At 71.5% G+C, this 10894-nt stretch carries 11 protein-coding genes; 5 read left to right on the plus strand and 6 right to left on the minus strand.

All coding sequences use genetic code 11. The annotated features are described in order from the left end of the window. Positions 1–7: 7 nt before the first annotated feature. The 4 genes from AB5I40_RS02225 to AB5I40_RS02240 form a co-directional block, all read right to left on the minus strand. Complete coding sequence (locus AB5I40_RS02225) at positions 8–958, minus strand: DUF6177 family protein (protein ID WP_370936736.1); 951 nt, start codon at positions 956–958, stop codon at positions 8–10. After that, positions 943–1287 carry a hypothetical protein gene (locus tag AB5I40_RS02230; protein ID WP_370936737.1) on the minus strand — a complete coding sequence of 115 codons (345 nt, stop codon included), beginning with the start codon at positions 1285–1287 and terminating at the stop codon, positions 943–945. The genes AB5I40_RS02225 and AB5I40_RS02230 overlap by 16 nt, the downstream gene beginning before the upstream one ends. A gap of 76 nt (positions 1288–1363) precedes the next feature. Then, positions 1364–2614, minus strand: coding sequence for a sensor histidine kinase (locus AB5I40_RS02235; protein WP_370936738.1), 1251 nt, complete (start codon positions 2612–2614; stop codon positions 1364–1366). Next, a complete protein-coding gene (locus AB5I40_RS02240; RefSeq protein ID WP_370936739.1) occupies positions 2611–3285 on the minus strand; it encodes a response regulator transcription factor in 675 nt (224 codons plus the stop codon). The genes AB5I40_RS02235 and AB5I40_RS02240 overlap by 4 nt, the downstream gene beginning before the upstream one ends. A gap of 34 nt (positions 3286–3319) precedes the next feature. Between AB5I40_RS02240 and AB5I40_RS02245 the strand changes: the two genes are divergently transcribed. Genes AB5I40_RS02245 through AB5I40_RS02255 form a run of 3 tightly spaced genes read left to right on the plus strand, consistent with a single transcriptional unit; the run spans position 3320 to position 7027 of the window. Next, positions 3320–4714: a BTAD domain-containing putative transcriptional regulator gene (locus tag AB5I40_RS02245; RefSeq protein ID WP_370936740.1), complete on the plus strand. Its 1395-nt coding sequence runs from the start codon at positions 3320–3322 to the stop codon at positions 4712–4714. Continuing rightward, complete coding sequence (locus tag AB5I40_RS02250; protein WP_370936741.1) at positions 4714–6354, plus strand: right-handed parallel beta-helix repeat-containing protein; 1641 nt, start codon at positions 4714–4716, stop codon at positions 6352–6354. The genes AB5I40_RS02245 and AB5I40_RS02250 overlap by 1 nt, the downstream gene beginning before the upstream one ends. A gap of 10 nt (positions 6355–6364) precedes the next feature. Next, positions 6365–7027, plus strand: coding sequence for a response regulator transcription factor (locus tag AB5I40_RS02255; RefSeq protein ID WP_370936742.1), 663 nt, complete (start codon positions 6365–6367; stop codon positions 7025–7027). Here the strand turns inward: AB5I40_RS02255 and AB5I40_RS02260 are convergent. Beyond that, positions 7009–7704, minus strand: a complete 696-nt coding sequence (locus AB5I40_RS02260) for a hypothetical protein (protein WP_370936743.1) — start codon at positions 7702–7704, stop codon at positions 7009–7011. The genes AB5I40_RS02255 and AB5I40_RS02260 overlap by 19 nt on opposite strands. Before the next feature lie 148 nt (positions 7705–7852). Here AB5I40_RS02260 and AB5I40_RS02265 point away from each other — a divergent pair, with 148 nt between their 5' ends. Together AB5I40_RS02265 and AB5I40_RS02270 are read left to right on the plus strand one after the other, a co-directional pair. Then, positions 7853–9010, plus strand: coding sequence for a sensor histidine kinase (locus tag AB5I40_RS02265; RefSeq protein WP_370936744.1), 1158 nt, complete (start codon positions 7853–7855; stop codon positions 9008–9010). Next, complete coding sequence (locus AB5I40_RS02270; protein WP_370936745.1) at positions 9007–9687, plus strand: response regulator; 681 nt, start codon at positions 9007–9009, stop codon at positions 9685–9687. The genes AB5I40_RS02265 and AB5I40_RS02270 overlap by 4 nt, the downstream gene beginning before the upstream one ends. A gap of 43 nt (positions 9688–9730) precedes the next feature. Here AB5I40_RS02270 and AB5I40_RS02275 read toward each other — a convergent pair whose 3' ends face one another. Next, entirely contained in the window at positions 9731–10885 is a 1155-nt protein-coding gene (locus tag AB5I40_RS02275; protein ID WP_370936746.1) for a macrolide family glycosyltransferase, read from the minus strand. Positions 10886–10894: the final 9 nt, after the last annotated feature.

The following is a 10894-nucleotide window of genomic DNA, read 5'->3' on the forward strand; positions in this document are numbered from 1 at the left end:
GCAGCCGTCACCGGGTCCCGAAGTGCTGGAGCACCGCGGTCAACTGGGCGATCGGAGCCTCCGGCCCGCCGTCGAAGCGGTACCAGGCGGCGTGCCGCCCGGCCGCGCCGAGGATCTCCGCCCGGACCCCGGGAACCTGGCGCGCGTGCGGCACGCCGCGAGGAGCGATCAGTTCGGGACCGGCCAGCAGGCCGTAAGGGATCGACGGCGGGGACGGTTTCGCGGACCGCAGGCCGTGGCTGCGTCCCGGTTGGACGGAGACGAGCATCGTCTGCGCCGACTCCGCGAGCCGGTCGGCGAGCGCTTCGACGGCGTGCCGCGAGACGCTCCCGGCCGCCGGTCCGCTCAGCAGGACTTCTTCGACAACCCCTGAGTCCGTTGTGGACAGTCGCAGCCTGCCGAGGCAGCCGGAGCCGACAACGACGAAGCGAGCGGGGACGCGGCGGGCAGCGGCGGCGAGGTCGCCCCACGGCTGCGCGGCGGGTTCGGCGATGCCCCAGCCGAGCGGGTCGCGGCCGGTCAGCGCGCGGATCGCGCACGCGGCGGACTCGCCGATCCGCGGCGTCTCGGCGCCGGTCCGCGCGGTGGTGATCCGGAGTTCCGCGTCGCCGGAGCCAGGCGGCGGCCCGGGTACGATCGGACGTGGCTCGCCGGGAGAGGGAACGAAGCGGATTCCGTTCCAGTGCAACGGGATCCCGCGAAACCCGTCCCGGTGCGCGCCGGATTCCTCGCGTACGATCCAGTCGGCACCGGCTTCGCGAAGGAGCAGCTCGAGCGGATAGGTGAGCCGGCTGTGCTCGGACGTGACCAGCTGCAGCGCGCGGCGGTCGCGCGAAGCGGCGGCGGCCGCGGTGCGCAGCCACGGCGAGTCGGGCACGACGTGGCGGAATTGCTCGACCACCAGCGCTTCCGGGGTGGTCCGGTCGGCGGCGGGGTGCTCGGTCAGCGGCTGGACCACGAGAGTCCTCCGGTCGCGGCGACCAGTGCCGAGGTGAAGGCCCGCCCGGCGGCTTCGGCCCCGGGATCTCCGTCGGGAGCCCGGCTTTCGACCCACCACAGCGGCGGCAGGTTCTCGGCGAGGCCGAGCAGCCGGTGCGCTTCGCCCGGCACCGCGACGAAAACGGGTTCGGCGACAGTCAGCAGCTGTCGCCCGTCCGGACGCCGCAGCCGCAGCGGCTGGCCGTCCGGGACCTCCGCGAGCAGTTCCGGTCCGGCCGCGAGCAGCGCGGCGAACAGGATCTCCGGATCGGGTTTCCGCTGGCACAAACCGATGATGTCGAAGGTCATCCGTGCCTCCCTCCGGGACCCGAAGGTAGTGCGGAAGGCCGGGTTCCCGACCGCTGTGTCCGGAAGCTGCCGCCGGTTACGCCGCCTGCGGAAAGCGCAGCTCGAAAATCGCCCCGCCCTCGTCCGCGTTGTACACCGACAGCACCCCGCCGTGCGCCTGCGCCACCCACCGCACAATCGACAGCCCCAGTCCGGACGACCCGCCCGTGCTGCTGAACCGGTCAAAGGCATCCGCAGCCGTGGACGGGTCGATGCCGGGACCATGGTCGGCCACGGTGACCGTCCCGCCGTAAACGGTGATGTGCACGATCGCTTCCGCGCCCGGCTGCCTTCCATATCGGACCGCGTTGTCCAGCAGGTTGCCGACCGCGCGGCGGATCAGGGTCGGGTCCGCGTTCACCTTCGTCGGGGCCGCCGTCACGGTCACCTGTGCGCCTCCGGTGTGCGCGCTCTCGGCGATGTCGGTGACCAGTTGATCGAGCCACACCGGTTGCAGGTTCAGCTGTTCGACGCCGGCCGCGAGCCGGGCGCGGACCAGCAGGCTGTCGATGATGCTGCCCATATCGGACGCCAGCTGCACGGTCCGCGGCAGCAGAGCGGCACGCTGATCCGGGTTCGCCTGGGCGGTTTCGGCGAGCGCGCGCAGGGCGGCGACCGGGCTGCGCAAGTCGTGTGCGGTCTCGGCGAGCAGCACTTCCTGTTCCTGCAACGCCGCCGCCGCGGGCCGGATCGAGCGGCCGGACAGCAGGTGTCCGGCGAAGCCGAGCACGGCGATCAGCAGCACACAGCCGCCGACCACCAGCAGGACGAACTGCGTGTGGGCGGACTCCGTGTCGGTCAGGTCGGCGGACGCGACGACGGCCCCGAGGTACTTCCCGGACGGGTTCAGCAGCGGTTGCGCGCGCACCAGCACCGACCGGCCGTCGGTGCTCTGCTGGTAGCCCTGGACGAGTCCGCCGGTGTGGATCGCGTCGGCGGCGAGTCCGTTGAGCACGCCGGTGTCCATCGGCACGCAGGTGCGGCCGGAGAGATGCGGCCGGAAGGTCTGGGCGCCGCCGGGAAGGATCGCGAACTGCGGGCAGGCGTTGTTCAGCTCGTCGCTGTTGACGAGCGCGAAGCTGACCACGCCGCCGTCGTAGCCGACCTGCCTGCTGACGGCGGACGTGACGCGGTCGAGGCTTGAGGTGACCTCGGCGGTCCCGCGGTCGGCGTCCTCGTTGACGACGATCCAGGCGAGCACGATCAGCCCGATCGCGTTCATCGTGGTGAACAGCGCGGTCAGGACCCAGCGCAGCCGGCGCAACCGGTCGGCGGCGGAGCCGTTCACTGAGCGCCGAACCGGTAGCCGAGACCGCGCACGGCGTGGATCAGTTCCGGTTCCCGCAGCTTCCGCCGCAGCCGCTTCACCACCGCGTCGACCGGATTGGACTTGTCGCCCATTTCCTCGGGAGCCGCGGCCCAGCAGTGTTCGAGCAGTTCCGCCCGGCTCACCGCCTGCCCGGCCCGGACGAGGAGGTATTCGAGCACGGCGAACTCCTTGTTCGACAGGGTGAGCAGCACGTCGGCCCTGCGGACCTCGCGCCGCGCGCAGTCCATCACGAGGTCGTCGTGGCGGAGCACCGAGGGCCGGTCCGACCCGCTGCGCCGGCACAGGTTCAGCACCCGCTGGGTCAGCTCGGCCATCGCGAACGGTTTGACCAGGTAGTCGTCCGCGCCGTGCTCGAACCCGGCGACGCGGTCGGCCGGCGAATCGCGCGCGGTGAGGAACAGCACGGGCGTGTGCCAGCCCTGGCGGCGGAGCGCGTCGACGTAGCCGAGGGAATCGCCGTCGGGCAGCATCCGGTCGAACACCGCGCAGTCGTAGGCGTGCGAGCCGAGCGCTCTTCCGGCGCCGGCGAGGTCTCCGCAGACGTGCACGCCAAGCCCGGCCGCGCTCAGCTGCGCGGCGACCGCGACCCGCATGTTCTCGTCGTCTTCGACGACCATCACCGTTGTCATCCAAACCTCAGGTGTCCCGATGGAAAGTTAGCGCATGCAGTTTCAACTACTCGGTCCGCTCGAGGCGCGCCCGTCGAGCGGCACCCGCATCGAGCTGAGGGCGACGAAGCCGGGCGCGCTCCTGGCGGTGTTGCTCCTGCACGCTAACGCCTGGGTCCGGGTCGATCAGCTGATCGCCGGAATCTGGCATGAACAGGCCGTGCCCGCTTCCGCGCTGCGCAACCTGCGCAGCTACGTGTGGCAGCTGCGGCAAAGCGTGGGGGAGCGGCTGGAAAGCCGGCCGGGCGGCTACCGGATCAAGCTGCTGCCGGGCGAACTGGACACCGAACTGGTCGAAACGCTGGCGGAATCCGGTCGTGCGGCGCTGGCCGACGCGAAGTACGACACCGCGGCCGAGCGGCTGTCCGCCGCGCTGGGGCACTGGCAGGGCGAGCCGTTCGAGGGTCTCGAGTTCGACGGCGCACGGGCCGCGGCGGCGAACTGGGAGGAACGGCGCGCCGAGCTCCGGTGCCTGCTCGCCGAGGCGTACCTCGCGGCGGACCGCGCGACGGACGCGATCACGCTGCTGCGCGAGGTCGCCGACCGCGACCCGCTCCGCGAAAGCGCGTGGGCGCGGCTCGTGCTGGCCCTGCAGCAAGCCGGTCGCCCGGCCGAAGCGCTCGCCGCGTTCGAGCACGCCCGGAAGCTGCTGGCTCGCGAACTCGGCTGGGAACCGGGGCCGGAACTCGTTGCCGCGCAGCGGAAGGTGCTGCGGGAACGGCAGCCGGGCACGGGCGCGAAGCTCAGCCTGGTCGCGGGCGGCGGTTCGGCGCCGCGACCGGCCGGAATCGACGGGCTGCTGACGTCCGCCACGAGCGAGGTGCTGATCATGTGCGCCACCGTGGGGCCGGGACCGGCGGACGTCGTGCGCCGGCTGGGCCAGGCGACGTTGCGGCCCGGCGTGCGTTACCGCGTGCTGTGCCCCGATTCGGCCCGGCTCTCCGGTGCGCTCGGCGGGCTGGCGCTCGCCGGGGCGGACGTGCGGACCGTGGCCGACGTGCCGATGGACGCGCTGGTCGTCGACCGTGCGGCCGCGGTGCTGCCGGACGACCGGGCCGGGAGTTCGGCCGCGGCGGTGTTCCGGCTGCCCGGCGTCGTCGCGGCGACGGCCGGGCTGTTCGACCGGATCTGGCCCGAGGCCGTGCCGCTGATCCCGACGAGTCTCGACGACCGCGAGGGCGCCGCGGGGCTTACTCGCCGCGAGCGCGATCTGCTGACCCTGCTGTGTTCCGGCAGCACCGACGAATCCGCCGCGGCCCGGCTCGACATCTCCGTGCGCACGGTCCGGCGGATGGTCGCCGACATCATGAACCGGCTCGGCGCGCGCAGCCGGTTCCAGGCCGGGGCGAAGGCCGCCGGGCGGGGCTGGCTGATGGCCGAGGCGGGCTGATGACGAACGCACAACGCCTCCTGGTCGCTGACCGGCCCGGCGCGTACCCGACGATCGGCGACGCGCTCTCCGTCGCTCCGGCCCACGCCGTGATCACGGTCGCCGAGGGCCGGTACCGCGAGGTGCTCGCCCTGTCCGGATTGCACGTGACGCTGACGGCGGAGGCCGGGGCGCAGGTGATCGTCGACGGTGCCGGAGCGGATCATCCGGTGCTGCACGCGGTCGGCGGATCCCTGACGCTGCAAGGAATCGAGCTGCACGCGGGCGAGTCGGGCGCGCTGTCTACGGAGAACGTGGAGCTGGTCGTACGGCGCTGCCTGATCACCGGCGGACGCGGGCCCGCGGTGCGGATCGAGGGGACGGCGGCGTTCGAGCTGACCGGCTGCTCGCTGAAAGCGGTCGAACAGGGCGTGGTGATCGAAGGCAGCCCTGGACGGCTGGTGGACACCGTCATCGAGGAGGTGACTGGGGACGGCGTCGTGATCGGCATGGGGGCCGCACCGGTGTTGCGCGGTTGCACCGTGAGCGGGTGCGGGCTGCGCGGGGTGTACGTCTACCAATACAGCCGCCCAGCGTTGGAAAACTGCGCCATTTCGCGGACCGGCTCGGACGGGATCGCCGTGGCCCAGCACAGCTCGCCGCTCCTGCGGCAGTGCACCGTCCGGGACTCGCGCGGTTTCGGCATCGCGTTCGCGGCCGGATGCGGCGGCAGCATCGAGGAGTGCCGCGCGGAAAACACCGCGGAGCCGGGCATTTCCCTCGCCGACGGCGCGAACCCAGTCGTGGTCGAGGCCACCGGGCCGGCCGGTTCCGGAGGCGGGGCGCCGGACGAACTGCTGACCGAACTCGACACGATGGTCGGCCTTCCTCGGGTCAAGGCCGAGGTGCGTTCGCTGGTGGACGAACTGCAGGTCAACGAATGGCGGCGGAACGCGGGCCTGCCGGTCGGCGGCGCGAGCCACCACCTGATCTTCGCCGGCGCGCCCGGCACCGGGAAGACGACCGTGGCCCGGCTGTACGGGCGGCTGCTGCAAGCACTGGGGGTGCTGCCGCACGGCCAGTTCCGGGAGGTGTCGCGGCGCGATCTCGTGGGCCAGTACATCGGCCACACCGCGGAGAAGACGGCGCTGATCTTCGAGGAGGCCAAGGGCGGGGTGCTGTTCATCGACGAGGCCTACACGCTGTCGCGGGCAGGCTCGGCGGGCGGCGACTTCGGGCAGGAGGCGATCGACACCCTGGTGAAGATGATGGAGGACCACCGGGACGAGGTCGCCGTGATCGTGGCCGGGTACACGAAGGAGATGGCCGGGTTCCTGTCCGCCAACCCCGGGCTCGCGTCGCGGTTCGGCAAGACGATCGAGTTCGAGAACTACACCCCCGGCGAACTGCTCGGCATCATCGAACGGATGGTCTCCAGCCAGGACTACGAACTCGACGCGGCCGCGGAACCGGTGCTCGTCGACCACTTCGCGCGGATCTCCGGCGACGAGAACTTCGGCAACGCCCGCGACGCGCGGCGGTTGTTCGAGGGCGTGCGGAAGTCGCAGTCCCAGCGGTTGCGGCTGCTCGGCCGGGTGCCGACGCTCGAAGAACTGCGGAGCCTGAGCATCGCCGACATCGAGGCGGCGGTCGCCCGCTAACCTGGGCTTCGTGCGGGTGCTGGTGGTCGAAGACGATGATAATTTGCGGGTAGCTCTCGACGTTTCGTTGCGCAGTGCCGGATTCGCCGTGGACGCGGTGGCCGATCTGCCGGTCGCCGACGAAGCGCTCTTCGTCAACGCCTACGACTGCGTGGTCTTCGACCGGATGCTGCCTTCCGGCGACTCCCTCGGCTACGTGCAGCACCGGCGCCGGTCCGGCTGGCTCGTGCCGGTGCTGTTCCTGACCGCGCGCGACAGCACCGCCGACCGGGTCGCGGGCCTGCAGCTCGGCAACGACTACCTCGTCAAACCGTTCGAGATGGCCGAACTGGTCGCGCGCGTCCGCAGCCTGTGCCGGCTGAGCCCCGCGCCGCGGACCCGCCCGGCCGTCCTGCGCCGCGGCGACGTGGAACTCGACGCGGGCACCCGCGAGGTGCGCCGCGCGGGCGTGCTGCTCACCCTGGCCCCGAAGGAATTCCTGGTCCTCGAACGCTTGATGGCCGCCGCCGGCGCGCCGGTGCCGCGCAAGGAGCTGATCGAGCACGCGTGGGACCGGATGGCCGATCCGGACTCGAACGTCCTGGAGGTCGTGGTCCGGCAGCTCCGGCGCAAACTGCGGGAACAGACCCTGATCGAGACGGTCCGCGGCGTCGGCTACCGGTTCGCCGGGTAGCGGTCCGCGCTCCTCGGACGCGCCCGCAGCGGGAGGAGCGCGGCGAGGCCGAGGAACCAGACCATGCCGAGGTAGCGGCCGATCGGCAGGAACGGCGAGAATCCCTTGGCCAGCAGCGAAAGCATCGACAGCACGGAAAGCGCGGCGACCCCGAGGCCGAACCAGGCGAGCCACTTCGGGATGCGTGCGCCGGTCGCGACCGCGGCGGTGAGGAGCCCGATGGTGGCGATCTGGACGGCCGCGCCCGTGGTGAAGCTGAGGTCCGTGACGGCGCGGTAGACGGCGAGATTGTCGGTGATTCCGGGCAGGGACAGGATCCATTGGATGCTCGCCGAGAGCAGGAGGAACACCGCGGCCGCGGTCCCGGCGGTGCGGGCGAGCGCGGCATGGGCATCGCGGCCGAGGCGGTGCAGGTAGCTGGCTGACCAGCCTGCGAAGACCAGCAGCGCGAGGCCGCTGACGGCTTGGCAGAACGCGGCGATCGGGACGCCGCCGTGGCTGGTCGCAGCGAGGTAGGCCGCTACTTCGGAGTTGGTCGAGTACGGCGTGACGATGGACGCGCCTCGGTTCTGCCCGAGCAGGCCCGGGAAGACGAGGGACGCCAGGAAGAAGACCACATAGGACACTGCGGCCAGTACGCCGGTGCGGACGCGGAATTCGGTAGTGGTGGTGGACATGGCAGGGATCATGCGGCGATCCGCAGTTGATGCGCGTCGCTTCGGAGGCGTATCTCGGCCTGCTCCCGCGGGAGTACGTCCGGGAGCGTAGCGGGAAATGCGCTTCCGGACGGACGCGCCAGCACCTCAAGACGCGGACGATGGTCTGGTGACATCTGGTCGGGCCGCCGCGGCATCCCGCTGTCTGCCGGGCGGCGGGAATGCGTTGCTGGCCTTGGCTTTCGCCGTGGTCGCCGCAGCGGCTGCCCTCGGCTCGTGGCCGGGATGGGTGACTGCCGCCTTGTCCGGTGCGGCCGTGGCATGGTGGCGGACTCGCCCGACGCTCGCGCTGCTGACCGGTTTCGCCATGTACGTCGCGGATCTGCTGCTGGGCACGGTGCCCGCGCCGGTCTTCCTGCCGCTGGTCCTCATGTTCGCCGCCACGGTGGTGCTCGGCCGCCGCCCGGTCGCCTACGCGGTGCTGGCCGCCGGGTATGCGCTGGCCGTCAGCGTCCCGGTGCCCGGCTGGGATTCGCCGAGCGTGGGATCGGCGGTCGGATTGGCAGCTTGGTTCCTCGTGCTGGCCGTGGCCGCGGAACTCGTCCGGGTACGTCGGCAGGCACGCCAAGCCCGCGAGGCCGAGCTAGCCGGGGAAGCGCGAACCCGGCGGGAACAGGCCTTGCGTCGCGCCGGGGACGAACGGCTCCGGATCGCGCGCGATCTGCATGACGTGCTCGCGCACCAGCTGGCGTTGATCACGGTCCAGGCCAACGCGGGGCTCGCCTTGCTCCCGCGCGATCCGCAAGCCGTCGAACAGGCGCTGACCGCGATCAAGGACGCGGGAAACTCCGCGCTCGGCGAGGTGCGCGCGGTGCTGGACGCGCTGCGCGCACCCGACTCCGGCGACGTCCCGTACCGCCCGAGCCCTCGGCTTTCCCAACCCGGCGACCTGGCCGAACTGCTCGACGGAGCGCGCGCGGCGGGACTGCGCGTCGCGACCGAGATCGAGGACGCGCTGCCGTCGTTGCCCGTCCCGGTGGACCAGGCCGCGTACCGGATCGCCCAGGAAGCGGTCACGAACGCGATCCGGCACGCCGGTGCGGGCGCGACCGTCGGACTCCGCCTGTCCTGCGCCGACGACCGGCTCGAGCTGACTGTGACGGACGACGGCGGGGGTCGTCCCCGTGGAGGAGCTTCGGGAGGTGGCAACGGGTTGCCGGGGATGCGGGAACGTGCCGTGGCGTTCGGTGGCGCGCTCACGACGGGTCCGGTTCCCGGTGGTGGGTATCGGGTGGCCGCGGTTTTGCCGGTCGGCGGTGTCCGGTGACCGGCTCGATCCGGGTCGTTCTCGCTGACGATCAAGCGCTCGTGCGCGCGGGCATCCGGGTGCTGCTGGAGACCTGCCCGGACCTCGTGGTGGCCGGCGAAGCCGCCGACGGCGAGACCGCGCTTCACTTGGCGCGCGAACTGCGGCCCGACGTCGTCCTGATGGACATCCGCATGCCCGGCCTCGACGGGCTGGCCGCCACCGGCCGGATCGCCGAGGACCCGCGGTGCGGCGGGACGCGCGTTGTCATGCTCACCACCTTCGACCTGGACGAGTACGTCTTCGAGGCGCTGCGCCGGGGCGCGGCCGGATTCCTGGTGAAGAACAGCGAACCGGACGACCTCGTGCGCGGCGTCCGGGCCGCCGCGGCCGGGGACGCGCTGCTCGCCCCCGGCGTCACGCGCAGGCTGATCGCGGAATACGCCACCCGCACGAAGCCGGTTCCGTCGGCAGCGGCGGCGCTTTCCGCGTTGACCGGACGGGAACGGCAGGTCCTCGCGCTGGCCGGAACGGGACTGTCCAATGCGGACATCGCGGACCGGTTGCGGGTCAGCCCGCTGACCGCGAAGACGCACGTGTCTCGCATCATGGGCAAGCTATCGGTGCGGGACCGGGTGGGGCTCGTCGTGCTCGCGTATGAAACCGGTCTGGTCCGGCCCGGGTGGGTGGCCGAGTGACCTGCGTAGTTTGGCCTGATGCTGTCCGATGTGGACAAACCCCTCATCCCGCCAGCTCGGCCTCGATCAGATCAGCGGCCCGCTCGGTCCCGCCCTCCGCCATCAACTCCTGACGGACCTCCGCCACCCGGGCCGCGACCTCCGGCGACCCGACCAGTTCCAGCAAGGTCTCCCGCAACACCCCGGCAGTCGCCCGGCCAGGATCGATTCGGCGTCCGACCCCGAGCCGCACCAGGACGTCCGCGTTGTCCGGCTGATCGGTGTACGGATCTTGGGGCACCGCGATCATCGGCACGCCGTGAAACAACCCCTCCACGCACCCGCCCATCCCGCCATGGGTGACGAACGCGGAGGCCTTCTCCAGCACGGCCATCTGCGGCACCCAATCCCGCACCTCGACCGTCCCGGGCAACTCGCCGAGCGACGCCGGATCGACGTGTTTCCCGATCTGCAGCACCACATGCCACCCCGGCAGGTCGCCGAACGCCGCGACGCACTCCCGGTAAAAGCCGGGCTTGCCGGTGAACGTCGACCCCAGCGACACGAGCAGCACCCGTTCCACTCCGGCAGGCGGCTGCCACGTCTCCGCTCGGGAACCGAAGCAGGGGCCGACGAAGGTGGTCCGCCGAGAATCCACCCGGTCGGGGTTGGGTTGCAGCACCCGCGGAATCAGGGCGAGTTCCCGCACCGGACGGCCGAGGTAGCCGGACGGAATTCCGTTGTCGCGCAACCACTCCGCCCACCGTCGGTAATGGACGGAGAAGCGCGGATCACGCCGTCGCTCCTCGAATTCGCGCAGGAGTTCGTCGTCGCCGCGGTCGGGAACGGAGTTCGGCGAAAACATCACGTGCGGCGCCCGCCACTGTTCGGCCAGCACTCGCACCGCGCCCACGCCCTGGTCGTAGAGGACCAGGTCCGGCCGATCGTCCTCGAATGCCGCCCGCAGCTGTGGCGTCATCGCGATCGCGTCGTCGAGGAACAGGTCCCGGTGCGCGATCTCGTCAGACGGCCATTCCGTACGCCCGTCCAAATAGGACAAAAGCGTCGACCGATACGGAACGAAGTCAGCGCCGACACCGGTGATGACGTCGGCGAAAGCGGGATCGTTCGCGTAGCTCACCCGATGCCCGCGCGCGACGAGTTCCCGGATCACCTCCAGGCTCGGCAGCACATGCCCGTACGACGGCAGATTCACCATGCAGAGATG

The organism is Amycolatopsis sp. cg13, from assembly GCF_041346965.1.
Classification (GTDB): Bacteria; Actinomycetota; Actinomycetes; order Mycobacteriales; family Pseudonocardiaceae; genus Amycolatopsis.

Excerpts from the sequence above, each read along its gene's own strand:
- AB5I40_RS02230 (WP_370936737.1), bottom strand. The coding sequence starts at position 1,287 with ATGACCTTCGACATCATCGGTTTGTGCCAGCGGAAACCCGATCCGGAG.
- AB5I40_RS02240 (WP_370936739.1), bottom strand. The coding sequence starts at position 3,285 with ATGACAACGGTGATGGTCGTCGAAGACGACGAGAACATGCGGGTCGCG.
- AB5I40_RS02245 (WP_370936740.1), top strand. The coding sequence starts at position 3,320 with ATGCAGTTTCAACTACTCGGTCCGCTCGAGGCGCGCCCGTCGAGCGGC.
- AB5I40_RS02250 (WP_370936741.1), top strand. The coding sequence starts at position 4,714 with ATGACGAACGCACAACGCCTCCTGGTCGCTGACCGGCCCGGCGCGTAC.
- AB5I40_RS02260 (WP_370936743.1), bottom strand. The coding sequence starts at position 7,704 with ATGTCCACCACCACTACCGAATTCCGCGTCCGCACCGGCGTACTGGCC.
- AB5I40_RS02275 (WP_370936746.1), bottom strand. The coding sequence starts at position 10,885 with ATGGTGAATCTGCCGTCGTACGGGCATGTGCTGCCGAGCCTGGAGGTG.